Here is a 21,592-nt window from a genome sequence, read left to right on the forward strand (position 1 = left end):
GGGGACGGGGACGAAACAGGGAAAAGTGCTGCACAATCTCGATCTCGACCGGTCCCAGGAGACCGTCTACCGGCACCTCGTCGAAGCGGGCACGGCCACGGCGGAGAGCCTCGCGCAGACCTGCGCCCTCGAACTCCCCCGCGTCGTGGACACCTTGGAGGGGCTGCGCGCGGCGGGTCTGGTGACCAGGCTCGGAGCGGGACGCGCCGAGGCCCTGTGGTGGGAACCGGCCCCGCCGCAGCTTGCGCTCGGGGCGCTGCTCGCGGTGCGCCAGGACGAACTGCGCGCCGTGTCGGCCGAGATCGCGAAGCTCGACGCCTCGTACCGCACCACCGTCGCCCGGCGCGGCAGCGGGGACAGCCTGGAGGTCGTGCACGGCCCGGAGAACATCCGGCACCGCTTCCTCCAGCTCCAGCGCGGGGCCAAGCGCGAGGTCCTCAACCTCAGCAAAGGCCCCGCCGTCGCGGTGCGCCGTGAGGACAACCCGGCCGAGCTCACCGCCATCGAACGCGGCGTGCACATCCGTGTCGTGGTCGAACCGGCGGTTGTCGAGCAGGATCTCTCCCTGCTCACGCTCGGCGTCTCGCTGGGCGAGGAGGTCCGTGTCGCGGCGGAGGTCCCGACCAAACTCGTCGTCGTGGACCGTGAACACGCGCTCCTGCCGCTCCATCAGGACCCCGAGGACATCGCCGAGCACGCGGCGATCGTGCACGCGCCGGGCGTCGTCGGCGCGCTCACCGCGCTCTTCGAACAGGTCTGGCAACGCGCCCGGCCACTGAGCGGGCACTCCAGGGGCGACGACGACCGCGCGATCCAGGCCCTCATGCTCGCCGGCCTCACCGACGAGGCGATAGCCCAGCGCATCAACACCTCGGTCCGTACCGTCCACCGCCGCATCCGCCGCATGATGGACCGCACGGGCGCGGCCACCCGCTTCCAGCTCGGCTGGCACCTGCGCGACGAGGCGGCGGCGGAAGAGGGGTGAGGGCGGCGCAACGCCCACGGCGTCGTCGCCGCGCACGACCTCTCGCCGTGCCCCGGATGACGCGTCGTTCCCCCGCACGACACATCGCCATGCCGCACGACGCAATGTCGCTCCGTACAACGCGCGGCGCCCGCTCACGACGGGCCGTCCACCGCGGCACGCGTCGCCGCCCCGCACCACGCGCCGTCTCCGCCCCCTCCCCCCGTCGCGTCAGTCCCCGCCGTACTCCCACACCCGTGCCAGGAAGCTCCGTACCCCTTCCGTCAGCCGCTCCGCCGTCGTCGCCGACTCCGGGTCGAAGAGCCACTGGAGGATGAGCCCGTTGAGGAGCGTGAGGTGGAAGCGGCCCTCTGTTTCGACGAGTTCGGGCGGCAGGGCGTCCTCGTCGAGCCCCGTGAAGGCCGCGAGGAGCCCGGCCCGGCCCGCGGGCTGGGAGGCGATGAGGACGTCGCGCGCGGCGGGCCAGCGGTCGCCGAAGAGCACCATCTCGAAGCTGAGCCGCCACACGGCGCGTTGCGCGGGGAACGAGGCGAGGACGGCCTCCCACGTCGCGCGGAAGTGCGCGAGCGTGCCGGGCGGCGCGTCGGCGCCGGGCGCGCCCTCGGGCGGCCGCAGGTCCATCTCCTCGACGAGCGCGACGTAGGCGCGGCCGAGCAGCGCGTCCTTCGAGCCGTAGTGATAGCCGATGGAGGCGAGGTTCGCGCCCGATTCCCGCACGATGTCGCGCGCCGTCGTCGCGGCGAACCCCTTCTCCAGCAAGCAGAACTTGGCGCCTTCGAGCAGATCCTCACGGTGTCCCATGGCGGCAGCGTAACGGTGTTCTGACACGCGTCCCAGACGCTTGTACAGATGCGCGGCCCCCGTACGCCGAAACGCGTAGACGCACGTATGAAACGAGCGTATTAAACAAGCGTCCTATACGCTCGTCATAGACACCCGTACAGATCCTCTTTAGCGTCCTTCCCATGACCTCAGAACACCTCGCCGCAGACCACCGCCCCGCACCGGCACCCCGTGCGGGGCGCCGCGAGTGGGCCGCGTTCACCGTCCTCCTCCTCGCCCTCCTCATGGTCGCGATGGACACCTCCGTCCTCTTCTTCGCGGTCCCCGCCATCAACGCCGACCTCGCTCCGAGCGGTACCGAGCAACTGTGGATCTACGACGTCTACGGCTTCCTGCTCGCCGGGCTCCTCCTCACGATGGGCTCGCTCGGCGACCGGATCGGGCGCCGCAGGCTGCTGCTGTGCGGTGCCGCCGCGTTCGGCGCGGCGAGCGCGGCGGCGGCGTACGCGACGAGCCCCGAGATGCTGATCGCCGCGCGCGCCGTGCTCGGCGTCGGCGGCGCGACGCTCATGCCCTCGACGATGGGCCTGATCCGGGTCCTCTTCCGGGACGCGAAGCAGCGGGCCCGCGCGATCGGCGCGTGGACGGCCGTTCTGACGGGCGGTATCGCGCTCGGCTCGGTCGTCAGCGGCGTCCTCGTGGAGCACTACTGGTGGGGCTCCGTCTTCCTCGTGAACCTGCCCGCGATGCTCCTGCTGCTGATCCTCGCGCCCCTGCTCATCCCCGAGTACCGCGACCCCGAGGGCGGGAAGTTCGACCTGCCGAGCGTGCCGCTGTCGCTCGCCGCCGTCCTGCCCCTGGTGTGGGCGCTCAAGGAAATCCCCGGCAACGGGATGCGCCCCTCCTACGCCCTCGCGCTCGCCGCCGGGCTCGTCTTCCTGGTCCTCTTCGTCCGCAGGCAGCGCACCACCGCGCGCCCGATGGTGCCGCCCGCGCTCCTGAAGGTCCGGGGCTACCGGGGCGCGCTCGTCCTCGGCACGCTCGCCGCCTTCGGGATGATGGGCTCCTCCTTCTTCACGACGCAGTACCTCCAGTCGGTCCTCGGACTGAGCGCCCTCCAGGCCGCGTTGTGGAGCCTCGTGCCCTCGGTGCCGATCGGTGCGGCGGCCCCCGTCGTCACGGCGCTCGTGCAGCGCGGCGTCCCGCGCGGTCGCGTCGTCGCCGCCGGGTTCCTGCTGAGCGCGAGCGGCATGGCGGTGCTCGGGCTGCTCGGCACCGACTCGCTCGCCCTCGTCCTGACGGCCGCCGGGCTGCTCGCGGTCGGTATCGTGACGGCGCTGTCGCAGCTCACCGACCTCGCGATGGGCGCCGTCCCCGTCGAACGCGCCAGTACCGCCTCGGCGTTGTGGGAGACGGGCCAGGAGTTCGGCGGCGCGCTCGGCCTCGCGACCCTCGGCTCCCTCGCCACGACGTTCTACCGCGCCCACGTCACGGACGCCGGACAGGGCGGCCTCCCCGACAGCGCCCGCGAGACCCTCGGCGGCGCCGTCGCCCACGCCACGCTCCTCGGCGGGGAGCGGGGCGCCGCGCTCCTGCGCGCCGCACGCGACGCCTTCGTCTCCGGGATGCACGTCGCCGCCTGGACGTGCGCCGCGCTCTTCGTCCTCTGCGCGGCCGGCGCCGTGCTCACCCTGCGCGACAGGGGAACGGACGGGGACAAGGCCGCCCACACCGGGCCCGCGTCCGACGCCGCCCCGGTCCCCGTACCGCGCGAGGCCGGCCCCGCGCCCGTACCGCCGCTGCCGGAAGACGCGTGATCCCGGTTCGTCCGCGATCCGCACCCCGTACGGGCCCCGCCCCACCAGCGACCCGCACCCGTACGGGCCCACCCCCGCCGACGCCCGCTCCTCGTACGCGGTCCACGCCCGTACAGGCACAGGCCCCCCGCACGACGCCCCCGCCCGCACCACGGGACGCCCGAAAGGGATCCGCACGCCGAAGGGCCCGCTCCCCCGCCACCGTCAGGCGGGAGGAAGCGGGCCCTTCGCACTCCGTGCGGGAGGCGCGGCGGAGCGCCTCGGCCGGGTCAGGTCAGGTCGACCGCCCGCGCCGACGTCGCGCCGGTCTCCTGCGCTACCTCCGCGAGGACGTCCGCCGGGACCGAGTCGTCGACCGTGAGGACCGCGAGGGCCTCGCCGCCCTCCTCGGCGCGCGAGACCTGCATGCCCGCGATGTTGATGCCGGACTCGCCGAGGACGCGGCCCACGGTGCCGACGACGCCGGGACGGTCGGCGTAGCGCAGCACGACCATGTGGTCGGCGAGGGCGAGGTCGACGGTGTGCTCGCCGATCGCGACGATCTTCTGGAGGTGCTTGGGACCGGCGAGCGTGCCCGAGACCGCGACCTCGCCGCCGTCGCCGAGCGTGCCGCGCACCGTCACGAGGTTGCGGTGGTCGGGGGACTCCGAGCTGGTCGTCAGGCGGACCTCGACGCCGCGCTCCTGCGCGAAGAGCGGCGCGTTGACGTACGACACGGTCTCCGCGACGACGTCCTCGAAGACGCCCTTGAGCGCCGAGAGTTCGAGCACCTTGACGTCGTGCTGCGTGATCTCGCCGTAGACCTCGACGTCGAGACGGACCGCGACCTCGCCCGCGAGGGCGGTGAAGATGCGGCCGAGGCGCTCGGCGAGCGGCAGGCCCGGCTTGACGTCCTCGGCGATGACGCCGCCCTGCACGTTGACCGCGTCGGGGACGAGTTCGCCCGCGAGCGCGAGGCGCACGGACTTCGCGACGGCGATGCCTGCCTTCTCCTGGGCCTCGTCGGTCGAGGCGCCGAGGTGCGGGGTGCACACGACCTGGTCGAACTGGAAGAGCGGCGAGTCGGTGCACGGCTCCTTGGTGTACACGTCGAGCCCGGCGCCCGCGACGCGGCCCTCCTTGAGCGCGGAGGCGAGCGCCTCCTCGTCGACGATGCCGCCGCGCGCGGCGTTGACGATGCGCACCGAGGGCTTGACCTTGTGCAGCGCCTCGTCGCCGATGAGACCGAGCGTTTCGGGGGTCTTGGGGAGGTGCACGGTGATGAAGTCCGCGACGTCGAGGAGCTCGTCGAGCGTGAGGAGCTTGACGCCCATCTGCGCGGCGCGCGCGGGCTGCACGTACGGGTCGTACGCGACGACCTTCATGCCGAACGCGGACATGCGCTGCGCGACGAGGACGCCGATGCGGCCGAGGCCGACGACGCCGAGGGTCTTCTCGGCCAGCTCGACGCCCGTGTACTTCGAGCGCTTCCACTCGCCGCCCTTGAGCGCCTGGCTCGCCTGCGGGATGTTGCGCGCCGTGGCGATGAGGAGCCCGCAGGCCAGCTCGGCCGCGGTCACGATGTTCGAGGTGGGGGCGTTGACGACCATGACGCCGGCCTTGGTGGCGGCGGAGACGTCGACGTTGTCCAGGCCGACGCCCGCGCGGGCGACGACCTTGAGTTTCGGCGCCGCCGCCACGGCCTCGGCGTCGATCTTCGTCGCCGAGCGGATCAGCACCGCGTCGACCTCGGCGAGGGCCGGGAGGAGCTGGGCCCGGTCGGCGCCGTCGCAGTGACGGATCTCGAAGTCGGGGCCGAGGGCGTCGACCGTGGCGGGGCTGAGTTCCTCGGCGATCAGTACGACAGGCTTGTCTTGCGCGCTCACGTGTGTCCTCACAAGTCCTATGCGGACGGCCGTCCCGACGGCCGCATGCGGTGGAGGGGGTTCTGGCCGCGTGGAAGACGCACGACACTGTGGGCCTGACGCGTATGGAAGTGCAGTGTAGTGGTGAACGAGGGGGCTCAATCCGCCCGTACGGAGGGTTCACCCGTTCGGGATTGGACCACGTGTCCATAGCACGTACGTCCGCTTCGGGTGCCTCGCGCCGGGCCGCCGCCCTCCCGTGCTCCCCCGGTGTCCCCCGTGTTTTCCGTACTTCCCGTGCTCCCGTACGACGACGGGGACCGGTCGCCCGGCCCCCGTCGTCGTCGCGCCCGCCCTGCGGCGGGCAGGGGGCTCAGACCTCTTCGTCGACCCAGCTCATGAGCTTGCGCAGCTCCTTGCCGGTGGTCTCCAAGAGGTGCTCCTCGTCGGCCTTCTTGTACTCGTTGTACTTCGGCAGGCCGGCCTCGTACTCCTTCATCCAGGTGTTGGCGAAGCTGCCGTCCTGGATCTCGCCGAGGATCTTCTTCATCTCGGCCTTGGTCTGGTCCGTGATGATGCGCGGACCGGAGACGTAGTCGCCCCACTCGGCGGTCTCGGAGATGGACCAGCGCATCTTCTCCAGGCCGCCCTCGTACATGAGGTCGACGATGAGCTTCAGCTCGTGCAGGCACTCGAAGTAGGCGATCTCCGGCTGGTAACCGGCCTCGACGAGGGTCTCGAAGCCCGCCTTGACGAGCGCCGCGGTGCCACCGCACAGCACGGCCTGCTCGCCGAAGAGGTCGGTCTCGGTCTCCTCGGTGAAGGTCGTCTTGATGACGCCGGCGCGGGTGCCGCCGATAGCCTTCGCGTACGAGAGGGCGAGGTCGAACGCCTTGCCGGTCGCGTCCTGCTCGACGGCCGCGATGCACGGGACGCCGCGGCCCTCCTCGTACTGGCGGCGCACGAGGTGTCCGGGGCCCTTGGGGGCGACCATGCAGACGTCGACACCGGCCGGGGGCTTGACGAAGCCGAAGCGGATGTTGAAGCCGTGGCCGAAGAAGAGGGCGTCGCCGTCGCTCAGGTTGTCCTTGACGGACTCCTCGTAGATCTTGCCCTGGATCGGGTCCGGCACGAGGATCATGATCACGTCGGCCCAGGCGCTCGCCTCGGCGGGGGTCAGGACGGTGAGGCCCTGCTCCTCGGCCTTCGCCTTGGACTTGGAGCCCTCGTGCAGACCGACCCGCACGTCGACGCCCGAGTCGCGCAGCGAGAGCGCGTGCGCGTGCCCCTGGCTGCCGTATCCGAGGACCGCGACCTTCCGGCCCTGGATGATGGACAGGTCTGCGTCGTCGTCGTAGAACAGCTCGGCCACTGGTTTATCTCCTTGTGTGCGGATGGTGCGTCCCACCGTACGGCGGGGTCCGTCTGGTGTGTGCTCGGGTCTCGGGATACGAACGCCGGCGGGGACCGGCGCGCGGGGCGAGACGGGGTGGTGCGAAGGAGACCTGTGCGCGGGTCACGCGCGGGGTGCGTCCTGGGCGGGCCGCCGGCGCGGGTCGCGCGCGAGAGGCGGTGCGTCCGAGGGGCGGGGTGCGGCGGCGGGGGCTCCGGGGTGTGGGCCGGCCGTGCGCCGCTCCGCCGTCTCAGGCGCTGCGGTCCAGGGCGCGCAGGGAGCGGTCGGTGATGGACCGTCCGCCGCGCCCGACGGCGATGGTGCCGGACTGGACGAGTTCCTTGATGCCGAAGTGTTCGAGCATCTTCAGCATGGCCTCCAGCTTGTCGCTGGAGCCGGTCGCCTCGATCGTGACGGCGTCCGGCGAGACGTCCACGGTCTTCGCGCGGAAGAGCTGGACGATCTCGACGATCTGCGAACGGGTCTCGTTGTCGGCCCTGACCTTCACCAGGACCAGCTCCCGGTGGATCGCGGAACCGGGTTCCAGTTCCACGATCTTGAGGACGTTGACCAGCTTGTTGAGCTGCTTGGTGACCTGTTCCAGGGGGAGTTCCTCGACATTGACCACGATGGTGATGCGGGAGATGTCGGGGTGCTCGGTGGTGCCCACCGCGAGCGAGTCGATGTTGAACCCGCGGCGGGAGAAGAGGGAGGTGATGCGGGCGAGGACGCCCGGCTTGTTCTCCACCAGGACGGAGAGCGTGTGCTTGGACATGTTCATGTGCGTTTCTGCTCTTCCGTCTCAGTCGTCGGCGGCGTCGCCGAAGTCGGGGCGGACCCCGAGGGCGGCCATGATGTCGTCGTTGGACGTGCCGGCGGCGACCATGGGCCACACCATCGCGTCCTGGTGGACGATGAAGTCAACGACCACGGGGCGGTCGTTGATGGAGTTCGCCTTCGCGATCACCGCGTCCAGCTCGCTCGGGTCCTCGCAGCGCAGGGCGACGCAGCCCATGGCCTCGGCGAGCTTGACGAAGTCGGGGACGCGCGTGCCCGCGGGGCGGGGCGCGGCGTCGCGCTGGCCGGGCACGGCGGTGTCGGTGCCGGTGGGGTCACCGGACAGGACCGTGTTCGAGTAGCGCTGGTTGTAGAAGAGGGTCTGCCACTGGCGCACCATGCCGAGGGCGCCGTTGTTGATGACGGCGACCTTGATCGGGATGTTGTTGAGGGCGCAGGTGGTCAGTTCCTGATTGGTCATCTGGAAGCAGCCGTCGCCGTCGATCGCCCACACGGTGCGCCCCGGCTGTCCGGCCTTGGCGCCCATCGCGGCGGGGACCGCGTAGCCCATCGTCCCGGCGCCGCCGGAGTTGAGCCACGTCGCGGGCTTCTCGTGCTCGATGAAGTGCGCGGCCCACATCTGGTGCTGGCCGACGCCCGCGGTGAAGATCGTGTCGTCGGGGGCGAGGGTGCCGATGCGCTCGATGACCTGCTGGGGCGACAGGGTGCCGTCGGTGGGCTGCTCGTAGCCGAGCGGGTACGTGTCGCGCCAGCGGTCGAGGTCGGTCCACCACGGCGTCAGGTCGCTCTTGTTGCCCGCGGCGTGCTCGCTCTGGACGGCCTGCACGAGGTCGGCGACGACCTCCCGCGCGTCACCGACGATCGGAACGTCGGCGGTGCGGTTCTTGCCGATCTCGGCGGGGTCGATGTCGGCGTGCACGATCTTCGCCAGTGGCGCGAAGCTGTCGAGCTTGCCGGTGACGCGGTCGTCGAAGCGGGCGCCGAGCGCGACGATGAGGTCGGCCTTCTGGAGCGCGGTGACGGCGGTGACGCTGCCGTGCATGCCGGGCATGCCGACGTGCTGCCGGTGGCTGTCGGGGAAGGCGCCGAGGGCCATCAGCGTCGTCGTGACGGGGGCCCCGGTCAGCTCCGCGAGGACCTTCAGCTCGGCGGTCGCGCCCGCCTTCAGGATGCCGCCGCCGACGTAGAGCACGGGCCGCTTGGCGGCGCTGATGAGCCGGGCGGCCTCGCGGATCTGCTTGGCGTGCGGCTTCGTCACGGGGCGGTAGCCGGGCAGGTCCTGGGTGGGCGGCCAGCTGAACGTCGTGTCGGCCTGGAGGGCGTCCTTGGCGATGTCGACGAGGACGGGGCCGGGGCGGCCGGTCGAGGCGATGTGGAACGCCTCGGCGATGGCGTGCGGGATGTCCTCGGCCTTGGTGATGAGGAAGCTGTGCTTCGTGACCGGCATGGTGATGCCGACGATGTCCGCCTCCTGGAAGGCGTCCGTGCCGATGGCGGCCGAGGCGACCTGCCCGGTGATGGCGACGAGGGGCACCGAGTCCATGTTGGCGTCGGCGATCGGCGTGACGAGGTTGGTCGCGCCGGGCCCCGAGGTCGCCATGCAGACGCCGACCTTGCCGGTGGCCTGCGCGTAGCCGGTCGCGGCGTGGCCCGCGCCCTGCTCGTGGCGCACCAGGATGTGCCGCACGCGCGTCGAGTCCATCATCGGGTCGTACGCGGGGAGGATCGTGCCGCCCGGGATGCCGAAGACCGTGTCGGCCCCGACCTCTTCAAGGGAGCGGATGAGGGACTGCGCACCCGTCACGCGCTCGACGTGTCCGGACTGCTGTCCGCCGGAACGGGGCCGCGGCTGCGGATGCGGGGCCCCGGTGGCCTGCTCGGTCATCGGCATTCTCTTCTCGGTGCTGAGTTCTCGGTACGGGTGGGCGGGTGCGTTTCGTGGTGGTTCGCGCGGCGGTGGGGGCCGGTCCGGCGGGCACCTGTGCAACAAAAAACCCCTCGTGCCGGGTGGCAAGCGAGGGGAGCGCGTCGGTGCGGGTGCCGGAGTTCGTTCTCCGGCTTCAGCCGACGCGCTGTCCAAGTACGAGAATTCGGGTGCGCATGGCAGTGACCCTCCTCCCAGCGGCTGTCAACTGTCAAGCCGATGGGATGGAGATCTCACGATGTGGTCACCGGAGGGGTTGCGGTACGGACCCGCCGATCCCGCCACGCGGGGCACTTGACCCGGGCGGGGCGGGGCGGCGGCCCGGGAGTGGTGAAGGCCACGTACCAGGATGCGGACGGTGGGGGCGGGAGGTGGCGGGGAGCGGCGGCGGGGGGGGCGCCCGGGGTGGTGCGTCCCGCCGCCGCGGGGTGCGCGGGCAGGGGGCGCGGGGGCGGTGCGACGGGGGGCGTCGCACGGGCGCCCCGGGGCCGGGTTACTGCGGGGGCGCGGAGGCGTCCGGTTGCACGGTGCCCGCTCCCTCGGCGGCGGTACGGGCGCCGCCGCGCCGCTCTCCGGGCCGCTTGCCGAGGAGCGCGGCCAGGCCGGTCCCGGCGGCCGTGACCGCCTCGGTGAGGCCCGGTGGCAGCACGCCCGGCACGAGGACCACCGGCACCACGGGCGGCCGTGCGCCGGTGGCGGGCCAGGTGCGGACAGGCTGCACGACACCGAGCCCCGAGGCCGTGAGCGCGGACACGGGCGGAGGCGGCGCCGCCTCCCCCTCCCCGGGACCGGAGGGCTGGAGAGGGACGATCCCGGCGGCCGGGGCCGGGGAGGACGTGGACGGGGCGGCTGGGGACGCGAACGCCGTCGACGAGGCGGCTGGGGACGTGAGCCCCGTGGACGAGGCGGCTGGGGACGGGGCCGCCGGGGAGGGGGTCCCTGGGGACGCGGTGGCCGCCGAGGGGAAGGTCGCGGACGTCGAGGTGTCCGCGCCCGCCTCCGCCAGCGCCGCGCGCAGCTCCGTCGCCGTCACGGGGATCACGTGGCCCGAGGAACCCGTTCCCTGCCCCGCGGGCGTTCCCCACGGCTCCCCCGGCGCCAGCGCCGCGGTTCCCGTGTAGATCCCGCCGGACTCGTGGGCCTCCTGCCCGGCCACCGCCTCCGCCACCGCCGCCTCGGCCGCCGTGACTCCCCCACCCACCGTCACCACGCCCGGCGCCGCGTCGATCACGGTGGCCGTGCCCGTCGCCCCGGCCAGGTGGTCCCGCGCGCCCGCGTCCGGCACCCCGGCCCGCCCCGCGTGGTCGTCCCAGGGCGTCCCGGTGAGGCGAGGCGCCGCCTCGGCGACGAGTTCGGGCAGCGCGTGCGCGGAGCGCTGAGCACCCGGGCGGGCGGCCACAGGAGCGCCCCCGGGCGGGGTGCGGGTCGTGTGCGTGGGGCGGACCTGGACGGGGACGGCGGTGGGGACGAGGGGCACGGTGCCCGTGAGGTGCGCGGCGCTCGTGTGCCGTACGGGACGTGCGAGGGCGTTGAGCGAGGGGCGGGCGGCAGCGGCGGCCCGTACCGGCTCGGGACGCCGCCCCGGGAGGGGGTAGCTGCCGTGCGCGAGGGCCCGCCGCAGCCGGTGCTCGTCGAGCGGTCCGGAGAAGGCGAGGCCCTGCGCGTGGGTGCAGCCGAGCGCCTGGAGGACGGTGACCTGTTCGGCGCGGTCGACGCCCTCGGCGACGGTGTAGAGGCCGAGGTCGGTGGCGATCCGCAGCACCCCGGCGGTGATCTTGTAGTGCCGGGCCGAGTCGACGACGCCGCCGACGAGACCGCGGTCGAGGGTGAGCGCGTCGACGGGGAGGCGGCGCAGCGCCTCGATCGTGGCGTGCCCCGCGCCGAAACCGTCGAGCCCGATGCGTACGCCGAGCCTGCGCAGCACGTTGAGCCGCCGTTCGAGGGCTTCGAGCGGGACGCGGGGGTCGTCGAGGCGCAGCGCGATCTGGAGGGCGCCCGCGGGCAGCGCGTACCGCGTGAGCAGCGCCTCGACGGAGGTGAGCGGGGTGGCACGGTCGAGCAGGGCGCGGGCCCCGAGCCGTACCGAGACGGGCGTCGTATGGCCCTCGCCGCGGCGTTCGGCGGCCTGGGCGACGGCCTCGCCGAGCAGCCAGCGGCCGAGTGCCCCGCCGCGTTCGCCGTCGCCGGGGCCGCGCAGGAACTCCTCCGGCGTGAAGAGGATGCCCTGCGCCGAGCGCCAGCGCGCCTCGGCCGTGACGACGTCGACCGCGCCCGTGTGGAGGCACACGACGGGCTGGTGCAGCAGCGCGAACTCGCCCTCGTCGAGGGCGGTGCGCAGCCGCCCGGCGAGCGCGGTGCGGCGCGCGGCCTCGGTCTGGAGCTGCGGGACGTACAGCTCGACGCGGTCCTTGCCGAGCCCCTTCGCGCGGTACATCGCGAGGTCGGCGTTGCGCAGCAACTCGCCCGCGCCGAGGCCGTTCTCGGCGAAGGCGACGCCGATCGACGCGGCGATGCGCACCTCCTGGCCCTCGATGGTGTACGGGAGCGAGAGGGCGACGCGGAGCCGTTCGGCGAGGTCCTTGATCTGCTGCTCGCGGGCCGCGACGTCGCGGCTGCCGTCGCCGACGATGAGCGCGGCGAACTCGTCGCCGCCGAGGCGGGCCGCGGTGTCCCCCGAGCGCACCGACTCGTGGAGCCTGCGGGCGGCCTGGACGAGGAGTTCGTCGCCCGCCTGGTGGCCGATGGAGTCGTTGACGCCCTTGAAGCCGTCGAGGTCGATGAAGAGCACGGCGACCCCGGTGTCGCCGGTGCGTCGGCCCTTGAGCGCCCGGCGCACGCGGCGCGTGAAGAGGGCGCGGTTGGGGAGGTCGGTGAGCGGGTCGTGCTCGGCGTTGTGCTGGAGCTGGGCCTGGAGGCGGACGCGTTCGGTGACGTCGCGGCTGTTGAGGATGAGGCCGCCGTGCAGGCGGTTGACGGTGGATTCGACGTTGAGCCAGTCGCCGCAGCCGGACTTGAAGCGGCACTCGATGCGTGTCGTGGGCTCGGCCCCCGGGTCGGCGGCGAGGAACCGGCGGATCTCGTGGACGACCTGCCCGAGGTCCTCGGGGTGGATGAGCGAGGCGAGTTCGCAGCCGAGCATGGACTCCGCCTCGCGCCCGTAGACGCCGCTCGCCGCCGGGCTCACGTACCGCAGCACCCCGCTGGGCGCGACGATCATGATGACGTCGCTGGAGCCCTGGACGAGCGACCTGAAGTGCTCCTCCTTGTGCGCCAGTTCCTGTGTGAGGGCGATGTTGTCGACGAGCATGATGCCCTGGCGCAGGACGAGGGCGAGCACGACGGTGCAGGCGGTGATGAGCACGACGCGGTCGACGCTCGGCGCGTTGACGGCGCTGTAGAGGAGGCCGAGGGTGCAGACGGCGGCGGCGAGGTACGGGGTGAGCGCGGCGAAGGTGCTGGTGCGCGCACGCGCATCGGGTGATGTCCTGACCGGTTCCTCGGCCGGGGCGCGCCGCGTGGAGCGGACCCAGGGCGCGTACGCGAGGAGGAGCGAGCCCGCGAACCAGCCGGCGTCGAGGAGTTGCCCCGAGCGGTAGCTGTCGCGCAGCAGCGGCGAGGTGAAGAGCGCGTCGCACAGCACCGTGAGGGCGAAGGCGCCGACGGCCGTGTTGATCGCGAACCTGCCCGCGGACGAGCGCTTGAAGTGCAGCGCGAGCACCATCGAGACGAGCGCGATGTCGAGGAGCGGGTACGCGAGCGAGAGCGCCGCGCGGGGCACGCTCTCGCCCCGGAACTGCGTCGTGTGGGCGAGGGCGAGGCTCCAGGAGAGCGTGAGGAGCGAGCCGCCGATGAGCCAGGAGTCGAGCGCGAGGCAGGCCCAGCCCGCGCGGGTGACGGGCCGTTTGGCGAGCACGAGGAGACCGACGATGGCCGGTGGCGCGAAGAGCAGGAAGAAGAGGTCGGCGAGGCCGGGGACGGGGACGCTCTGCTGGAGGACGACCTCGTACCAGCCCCAGACCGCGTTGCCCCCCGCCGCCATCACCGAGGAGAAGGCGAAGAGGAGCCAGGCGGGCCGGAAGCGGGTGCGGCTGCGGCGCGCGTAGAGGACGCAGGAGACGCAGGCGACGAGCCCGGCGAGGCTGAGCCCGAAGTCGCCCATGAAGGCGGCGACCCGGGGCGAGCCCCAGCCGAGCACCGCGCCGATCGCGTACCCGGCGCTGAGGAGGACGAGCAGGATCTGCCCCACGAGGCCGGGGGCGGGGCGCCCGCTCCCGCGTTTCCCGGGGCTCGCTTCCTCACCGGGCCTCGCGTCTTCACCGGGGCTCGCGGCGCGCACGGCCTGGCGCGCGCTCACCGGACCGCTCCCGTGGGCGGGATGAGCACCCGTCCGGTGGGGCGGCAGGAAGTGGCGCGACCGGGCAGCGGCTCGTGTCCGCCGCGCTGTGTGGGCCGTGCCCCGTACGTGCTCGGCTGCCGTGTCTCAAGGCCCCGCATGCCCCGTCGCCCCCTCGGTGTCCCTGTCTCCGGCGTCCTCGGCCCGGCCGCCCGGCGGCTCGTCCCCGGCACCGTCACCGTCCGCGACGGCACCCCTGCGCCGACGATACACCAGAACCGTCACAGAGCGACATAGTCTCTCTACTCTCTGTGACTATCCGGATGCATCGCCTACGGTACGGGGCGATCCGTGCGCGGTACGTGCCGGTAGCCGGGTCCGCTGGTTCCGTTCCCGGCCCATGGTGGGGCGAAAACCACCCACGGGGGGCCGGAACGGAACAAGCACGCCCGCACGGGGACGGCGCGGGCGGGAGGGACGGCAGGGACGCGGGGGGTATCGCGGCGCCGCTCCCCGGGGAGGACCCAGGTTTCAGCCGCGCGCCGTCAGGACGATGTTGTCCGGTTGTTCGCCCGCGGCGAAGCGGGTGAGCTGGCGCGCCAGGAGCCGCTTCGCGCGGGGCTCGAAGGCGGAGGTCGAGCCGCCGACGTGCGGGCTGATGAGGACGCCGGGCGCGTGCCACAAGGGGTGGCCCTCCGGGAGCGGTTCGGGGTCCGTGACGTCGAGCGCCGCGCGCAGGCGCCCCGTACCGACCTCGGCGAGGAGCGCGTCCGTGTCGACGACGGGACCGCGCGCGACGTTGACGAGCAGCGCGCCGTCCTTGAGCCGCGCGAGGAACTCCGCGTCGACGAGACCGCGGGTCTGCTCGGTCAGCGGCGTCGAGAGGATCACGACGTCGGCCTCGGGCAGCAGCGTGGGCAGCGCGGTGAGCGGATGCACGTCACCGCGCTCCGTGGCACGCGCGGAGCGCGCGACGCGCAGGACCCGCGCACACTCGAAGGGTGTGAGCCGGTCCTCGATCGCGGCGCCGATCGACCCGTACCCGACGATGAGCACCGTCCGGTCGGCGAGCGCCGGGTAGAAGCCCGACCGCCACTCCTCCACGCGCTGCCCCTCGACGAAGCGCGGAATGCCGCGCAGCGAGGCGAGGGTGAGCGTGAGGGCGAGTTCGGCCGTGCTCGCCTCGTGGACGCCCCGCGCGTTGCACAGCACGACGCCCTCGCGCAGCTTGGCGACGCCCGGCGCGACGTTGTCGGTGCCCGCCGAGAGCGTCTGCACGACGCGCACGGCCTCCATGGCGGGGAGCGGGCGCAGCGCGACGTCGGTGCCGCTCAGGTAGGGCACGACGTAGAACACGCAGTCGGCGGGGTCGGCGGGGAACGTCTCCGCACCGTCCCAGCAGCGGTACGTCAGTCCCGATTCCTTCTCGCCGGGCAGTCCCGGGATCTGATCGGCCGGATAGGGGAGCCACACATCGCCTGTCATGGTCAGGAGGCTAACGACCGCCGAGGGGCCCCGGGGAGGGCGGGGCGGGGCGCGCGAGGCGCTGCGGTTAATTTGGTGCGCGTACGTGCGGCGGGGAGGAAAGACCAGGTGGAGCGCAGGACGGTCGGCTCCGGGGCACTGCGCGCGGGGGCTGTGGGTCTCGGCTGCATGCCGATGAGCTGGGCCTACACGCGTTCGCAGCGCTCGGGCACCGAGTCGGAGCGGACGGTGCGGACCGCTCTCGACCACGGCGTGACGCTCTTCGACACGGCCGACATGTACGGGCCCTTCACCAATGAGCTGCTGCTCGCGCGGGCGCTCGGCACGCGGCGCGAGGAGGCGCTGCTCGCGACGAAGTGCGGGCTGCTCGTGGGCGACGGGCACCTCGTCGCGAACGGCCGCCCCGAGTACGTGCGGCGTGCCTGCGACGCCTCGCTCCGCCGGCTGCGCACCGACGTCATCGACCTCTACCAGCTCCACCGCGCCGACCCCGAGGTGCCGGTCGAGGAGACGTGGGGCGCGATGGCCGGACTCGTCGCGGCGGGAAAGGTCCGCGCGCTCGGCCTGTGCGCGCACGACGCGCGGGCGGTGCGCGACGCGACGGTACGGGGCGACGCCGCGCGCGGGGGTGCCGCCTCGCGCGGGGGCACGTCGCGCGAGGGGGGCGTGACGGTGCGGACGGCGCGCGGCGTGCTCGCGGCGCCGCGTGAGGCCCCGTACGCGCCGACGGTGCGGGTCCTGGAGCGGGTGCAGCAGGTGTTCCCGGTGAGCGCGGTGCAGGCGGAGCTGTCGGTGTGGTCGCCCGAGGCGCTGCGGGTACTGCTGCCGTGGTGTGTGGCGCGCGGCGTCGGCTTCCTCGCGGCTCGCCCGCTGGGCAGCGGCTACCTCACCGGGACGCTCACCCCCGGCCAGGGCTTCGAGCCGGACGACGTACGGGCCAGGCATCCGCGATTCACGGCGGAGATGATGGCCGCCAACCAGCCCGTCGTCGCGGGCCTGCGCCGCGTCGCCGCGCGCCACGGCGCGACGGTCGCGCAGGTCGCCCTCGCCTGGGTCCTCGCCGCCGACCCGCGCGTCGTCGCCCTCCCCGGCACGAAGCGCGCCCCCTTCGCCGCCGAGAACGCCGCGGCGTCGGCGCTGCGCCTCGACGAGAACGACCTGCGCGAGATAGCCGCGCTCCCGCGGGCACGGGAGAGCTGGGACGCGTGGGGATGAGGGGACGGCGGGTGACGGGGCGGCAGGCCGGGGGCGCGGGCGGCGCGTAGGGGCGGCGGGTCGGGGGGCGACGCGTAGGGGCGGCGGGTCGCAGGGCGGCGGCACGTCGCGTACGGGCTTGGGTCGCGTGGGCGGCGACACGTCGCGTACGGGAGACGCCGCGTGCGGACGCGCGTCGCGTACCCCGCGACGTCACCCACGCGACCCGGCCCCGTATTCGCCGCACGCGTCCCCCCGCGCGACGCGTGCGGCGCGCGACGCCCCGTCAGTCGTCCCGCGCCGTCATGCTGGGAGCCGGCGCGGGAACGCGTCGTGTGGACGTGACCGGGCGAGCCCGACCGAGAGGACCGTTTCGTGCGAGGCATTCCGTTTACCCGCGCCGCGCTGGCCACCGCGGGAGTCCTGCTGCTCGCGGGCTGCTCCTCCGGCTCCGACGGCTCGTGGGACCCGATCCGGGACGCGACCCCCTCCGGCGCGGCGAGCAGCGGCTCCGGGGCGAGCGGCGCGCCCCGGGGCACGGCGTCGGCGAGCGCGTCGGCGGCGCCCGCGAAGGGCTCGGTCGACGTAGTACGCACCGTCGCCGAGGGCCTCAAGGCGCCGTGGGCGCTCGCGCCGCTGCCCGAGGACGGGCTGCTCGTCTCCTCGCGGGACAACGGCCAGATCCTCCAGGTCGACACCGGGTCCGGCAAGAAGACCCTCGCCGGGACGGTGCCGGGCGTCGTGCACGAGGGCGAGGGCGGCCTGCTCGGGCTCGCGGTCTCGCCCGGCTTCGCGACGGACCACCTGGTGTACGCGTACTTCACGACCGCGTCGGACAACCGCGTCGCGCGGATGCTCTACGACGCGAAGAAGCCCGCCGGGCAGCGGCTCGGCGCGCCGAGCACCGTCCTGCGCGGCATCCCGAAGGGCGTGACGCACAACGGCGGCAGGATCGCCTTCGGCCCCGACGGGATGCTCTACATCGGCACGGGCGAGACCGGCGACCGCGGCCTCGCCCAGGACCGCGGGTCACTGGCGGGCAAGATCCTGCGCGTCAACCCGGACGGCACCCCCGCGCGCGGCAACCCCGACCCCGACTCGCCCGTGTGGTCCTGGGGCCACCGCAACGTGCAGGGCTTCGCGTGGGACCCGGAGAAGCACATGTGGGCCTCCGAGTTCGGCCAGGACACGTGGGACGAGCTGAACCTCGTCGAGCCGGGCAAGAACTACGGCTGGCCCGACGCGGAGGGCAAGGCGGGCAAGTCCGGTTTCACCGATCCGCTGGAGCAGTGGAGGACGGCCGACGCCTCGCCGAGCGGCGTCGCGTGGGCCGAGGGCTCGGTGTGGCTCGCCTCGCTGCGCGGCGAACGCCTGTGGCGCGTACCGCTCAAGGGCACCGAGGCCGCCGCGAAGCCGCAGGCGTTCCTGAAGGGCGAGTACGGCAGGCTGCGCGCCGTCGTCGCGGCGGGCGGCGACAAGCTGTGGCTGCTCACCAACGAGACCGATTCGCGCGGCACCCCGTCGAAGGGGGACGACAAGATCCTCGAACTGCGCGTGAAGTGACGCGCCGGGCCGCCCGCGGGCACCGGCGCGTGGCGGCGGTCCGGTCCTCAGATCCGCCAGACTCCCGGGTCCGTCACCGCGCGCGGCTCGGGGGCCGGCGGGTCGAGGGTCTCCTCGGGGGTGTTCTCCGTGGTGGGCGGGACGAGGCCGCTCGTCGCGACGCGGACGGTGACCTTGCCGGAGCGCAGGTCGATGGGGCCGTGGCCGGGGTCGCCGTCGCCGACGTCCTCACGGGTGAGTTCCAGGCGGCTGCGCTCGTCGTCGGTGTGCTTGCGGCCGGGATTGAAGAGCATGTCGAACGCGCTGAACACGGTGGGCCTCCCGCCTCGGGCAGGGTGCCCGCTCTGCCAGCGTAAGCCCGTTCGAGTGAAAGCGTCCGGGGGAGAGCGACGGGCTAGACCTCCTCGCGCTCGGGGAAGAGCCGCAGCCGGTGCGCCACGGCCGCCGCCTCGCCGCGGCCCGTCACGCCGAGCTTGGCGATGATGCGCGAGACGTGGACGCTCGCCGTCTTCGGCGAGATGTAGAGGGTCTCGGCGATGCGGCGGTTGCTGTGCCCGGCGGCGACGAGGCGCAGCACCTCGCTCTCGCGCGCGGTGAGCCCGAGTGTCTGGGCGGGGGCGAGCGCCGGGCGCGCGGGGGGCTCGGAGGCGGGGAGCAGGCGCCCGCGCCGGGCCAGCTCGGCGGCCTCGCGGGCGAGCGGCGCGTACCCGAAGCGGCCGGCCGTCTCACGGACCGGGGCGAGGACGTGCGCGGCGCGCTCCCGCTCGCCGGCCGCCAGGAGCGTCTCGGCGAGGCGCAGGGCGACGTACAGCGTCTCGTGGGGGCGGTCGAGGTCCCGCAGCGCCTCGTACGTCCCCTCCCAGTCGGCGACGGTCGCCGCGCCCCGCGCGCGCAGCAGCTCGGCGCGCAGCAGTTCCGCGTACCCGTGCCACACCGGCACGGGCGTGGGGACAGGGCGGGCAGCCGCGCGGATGCGGTCGAGGACGGCCTCGCGGCCCGCGTCGGCGGCGGGCAGGCCGCGCGTCGTGGCCTCCAGGCGCGCGGCGGCGACGAGGAGCGGCCACGCGTAGCGATGCACGTTGGGCGAGAAGGGTGTGCTCAGGGCCTCGTCGAGGAGGGCGCGTCCGGCGACGGCGTCGCGTGCCTCGGTCGCGAGGCCGATGCCGAGCGCGAGCAGCGGGAGGCGGCGCTGCGGGGCGTGGCCGTCGGGCCCGGCGAGGGCGCGCAGCGTGTCGTACGCCTCGCGCGCCGCCGCCGTGTCGCCCGTGCGCAGCGCGAGGCCGCCGCGCGTGAGGGCCGTGAAGGCCCGTACGTCGGCTCCTGCGCCCGGCTGGTCGGCGCGGCGCAGGGCCTCCTCGGCGTCGGTGTGGCGGCCGAGCGAGAGGAGGGACTCGGCGGCGTTGGACCACGTGAAGGCCGCGCTGCCGACGAGCCCGTGGCGCGCGCAGATCCCGGCGCCCTCGGCGGCGACGCGGGCGGCGTCGGCGGAGCGGCCGATGCCTTCGAGCACGGAGGGGAGGTTCGCGACGGCGCGCGCGAGGTGGTCGGGGGGCGCGAGCGCGAGGGCGCGCTCCCTCGTCTCGTACAGCTCGGCGAGCCCGCCGTCGATGTCCCCTGCGGCGACGCGGAGGACGCCGCGCGTGACGTGCGCGGAGAGTTCGGTGTCGACGGCGCCGACCATGCGGGCGTAGGCGACGGCGCGTTCGGCGGAGACGAGGCTGTCGGGGCCCGGTTTGTTGACCATCTCCCAGCCCGCGAGGTGCGCGAGGACTTCGGCGTGGACGTCGGAGGGCGGCAGTCCCCGCACGAGTTCCTCGGCGCGGCGCAGTTCGGCGCCGCCGTCGCCGCGGCCGAGCGCGGTGGCGAGGCGCGAGCGGCGGGTCAGGAACCAGGCGGTGCGCAGCGGGTCGGGCTCCTGTTCCAGGAGCCGCAGGGCGCGCCCGACGAGGGTGTAGGCGCGCCGGGCCTCGCCGCTCATGCGCCCGGCGGTGGCGGCCTCGGCGAGGAGGTCGAGGGGAACGGGGGTGCCCGGTGCGGGCTCCGGCACCTGCTCGCGCAGTTCCAGGGCGCGGTCGAGGTGGTGGAGCTGTTCGGCGTACGCGTGCCGGTCACGGGCGCTCGCGGCGGCGCGGAGGGCCGCGGGCAAGGCCTTGGCGGGCTCGCGCGCGGCGTACCAGTACCCGGCGAGGCGGGCGTCGCGTTCCTCGGCGCGCACGAGGTGCGGGGCGGCTTCGACGGTCTCGGCGTAGCGGCGGTTGAGCGCGGAGCGCTCGCCGGGCAGCAGGTCCTCGCCGACGGCCTCACGGACGAGCGAGTGCCGGAAGCGGTAGCCGTCGCCCTCGGGCGTCGGGCTCAGCAGGTGGGCGCCCGTGGCGGCGCGCAGCGCGTCGAGCAGCGCGTCCTCTGCCATCCCGCTGACGGCGGCGAGCAGCGGGTGCTCGACGGCGGAGCCGCCCTCGGCGACGAGGCGCAGCACCCGCCCGGCGTCCGGCGGCAGGGCCTCGACGCGGACCAGGAGCAGTTCGCGCAGGTTCTCGCTGAGCCCCGGGCGGTGCCCCGCGCGCAGCGAGACGGCCAGTTCCTCGACGAAGAAGGCGTTGCCCTCGGAGCGCGCGTATATCTCGTCGACGAGGGCCGCTTCGGGCTCGGCGCCGAGTATCCCGGCGAGCTGGCGGCGTACGTCGGCGTGGCCGAGGCGCGCGAGGTCGATACGGTGCACGGCGCGCAGCCGGTCCAGCTCGGCGAGCAGGGGCCGCAGGGGGTGCCGCCGGTGCAGGTCGTCGGAGCGGTACGTGGCGAGGAGCAGCAGCCGTCCCGCGCGCAGCGTACGCAGCAGGTGCGCGTACAGGTGGCGCGTCGAGGCGTCCGCCCAGTGCAGGTCTTCGAGTACGAGGACGAGCGGGCGCGCGGCGGAGAGTTCCTCCAGGAGCCGCGTGACGTGGCCGAAAAGGCGCGCGCTGTCCTCGGCGGAGTGCGGTACGCCGGACGGGCCGGGCGCGTCCGCGGTTCCCGCGTGCGGCCCGGCGTCCGCGGTTCCCGCGCGCGGCCCGGCGGTCTCGGGGAGGAGCCGCGCGAGGTCGGCGCCCATGCCGGCGCCCGCGCGCGCGAACTCGTCGGGCCGCGCGGCGCGCAGTGTGCGCAGGGCCGTGGCGAAGGGCGCGAACGGCAGCCCGTCGCCCCCCAACTCGACGCAGCCCCCGACCGCGACGAGCGCCCCCGCGCGCCGCGCCTCGCGCCCGAACTCCTCGACGAGCCGCGTCTTGCCGACCCCCGCCTCCCCCGCGAGCACCAGCGCGCGCGGCCCGTCCGCGGCGGGCGTCGACACCTCGCCGAGCGCGGCGGCGAGCACGCCCGACTCGGCGTCCCGTCCCACGAAGACGGGGCTGAGCGACTGGTTCTGCACGCGTCCGAGCATCGCACAGGGGTACGACAACGCCGCCGCGCGCACGACGAGCCCCCCGCCCGCCGGGACC

12 protein-coding genes and 1 pseudogene are annotated in these 21,592 nt (G+C 74.1%); 4 read left to right on the plus strand and 9 right to left on the minus strand.

All coding sequences use genetic code 11. The annotated features are described in order from the left end of the window. Nucleotides 1–25: 25 nt before the first annotated feature. Complete coding sequence (locus STTU_RS08425; RefSeq protein WP_007821758.1) at nt 26–985, plus strand: hypothetical protein; 960 nt, start codon at nt 26–28, stop codon at nt 983–985. A gap of 210 nt (nt 986–1,195) precedes the next feature. Here the strand turns inward: STTU_RS08425 and STTU_RS08430 are convergent, their stop codons facing one another. Beyond that, a complete protein-coding gene (locus STTU_RS08430; RefSeq protein ID WP_007821760.1) occupies nt 1,196–1,786 on the minus strand; it encodes a TetR/AcrR family transcriptional regulator in 591 nt (196 codons plus the stop codon). A gap of 164 nt (nt 1,787–1,950) precedes the next feature. Between STTU_RS08430 and STTU_RS08435 the strand changes: the two genes are divergently transcribed. Next, nucleotides 1,951–3,585, plus strand: a complete 1,635-nt coding sequence (locus tag STTU_RS08435) for an MFS transporter (RefSeq protein ID WP_007821762.1) — start codon at nt 1,951–1,953, stop codon at nt 3,583–3,585. Nucleotides 3,586–3,854: 269 nt separating this feature from the next. Here STTU_RS08435 and serA read toward each other — a convergent pair whose 3' ends face one another. From serA to STTU_RS08465, 6 genes and pseudogenes are all read right to left on the minus strand, one after another. Beyond that, on the minus strand, nt 3,855–5,450 hold the full coding sequence (serA, locus tag STTU_RS08440; RefSeq protein ID WP_007821764.1) for a phosphoglycerate dehydrogenase: 1,596 nt from the start codon (nt 5,448–5,450) through the stop codon (nt 3,855–3,857). A 352-nt stretch (nt 5,451–5,802) separates the two neighbouring features. Next, complete coding sequence (ilvC, locus tag STTU_RS08445; RefSeq protein ID WP_007821766.1) at nt 5,803–6,801, minus strand: ketol-acid reductoisomerase; 999 nt, start codon at nt 6,799–6,801, stop codon at nt 5,803–5,805. A gap of 271 nt (nt 6,802–7,072) precedes the next feature. Next, nucleotides 7,073–7,597: an acetolactate synthase small subunit gene (gene ilvN / locus STTU_RS08450; protein WP_009068835.1), complete on the minus strand. Its 525-nt coding sequence runs from the start codon at nt 7,595–7,597 to the stop codon at nt 7,073–7,075. A gap of 27 nt (nt 7,598–7,624) precedes the next feature. Further along, nucleotides 7,625–9,505 carry an acetolactate synthase large subunit gene (locus tag STTU_RS08455; protein WP_043257214.1) on the minus strand — a complete coding sequence of 627 codons (1,881 nt, stop codon included), beginning with the start codon at nt 9,503–9,505 and terminating at the stop codon, nt 7,625–7,627. A 1,591-nt stretch (nt 9,506–11,096) separates the two neighbouring features. After that, nucleotides 11,097–13,898 (minus strand): annotated as a pseudogene (locus STTU_RS08460) (putative bifunctional diguanylate cyclase/phosphodiesterase); the annotation flags it as partial. Nucleotides 13,899–14,408: 510 nt separating this feature from the next. Continuing rightward, nucleotides 14,409–15,362: a 2-hydroxyacid dehydrogenase gene (locus STTU_RS08465; protein WP_007821780.1), complete on the minus strand. Its 954-nt coding sequence runs from the start codon at nt 15,360–15,362 to the stop codon at nt 14,409–14,411. A gap of 108 nt (nt 15,363–15,470) precedes the next feature. On the opposite strand from STTU_RS08465, the gene STTU_RS08470 reads away from it, so the two are divergent. Continuing rightward, complete coding sequence (locus STTU_RS08470) at nt 15,471–16,577, plus strand: aldo/keto reductase (protein ID WP_007821781.1); 1,107 nt, start codon at nt 15,471–15,473, stop codon at nt 16,575–16,577. A 354-nt stretch (nt 16,578–16,931) separates the two neighbouring features. After that, on the plus strand, nt 16,932–18,119 hold the full coding sequence (locus tag STTU_RS08475) for a PQQ-dependent sugar dehydrogenase (protein ID WP_007821783.1): 1,188 nt from the start codon (nt 16,932–16,934) through the stop codon (nt 18,117–18,119). 47 nt (nt 18,120–18,166) lie between these two features. On the opposite strand, the gene STTU_RS08480 is transcribed toward STTU_RS08475, so the two are convergent. Continuing rightward, nucleotides 18,167–18,430 (minus strand): DUF6191 domain-containing protein, encoded by a 264-nt coding sequence (locus STTU_RS08480; RefSeq protein WP_007821785.1) that lies wholly within the window; start codon nt 18,428–18,430, stop codon nt 18,167–18,169. Nucleotides 18,431–18,513: 83 nt separating this feature from the next. Further along, nucleotides 18,514–21,534 (minus strand): helix-turn-helix transcriptional regulator, encoded by a 3,021-nt coding sequence (locus STTU_RS08485; protein WP_007821787.1) that lies wholly within the window; start codon nt 21,532–21,534, stop codon nt 18,514–18,516. Nucleotides 21,535–21,592: the final 58 nt, after the last annotated feature.

The organism is Streptomyces sp. Tu6071 (assembly GCF_000213055.1).
Taxonomy (GTDB): Bacteria; Actinomycetota; Actinomycetes; order Streptomycetales; family Streptomycetaceae; genus Streptomyces; species Streptomyces evansiae.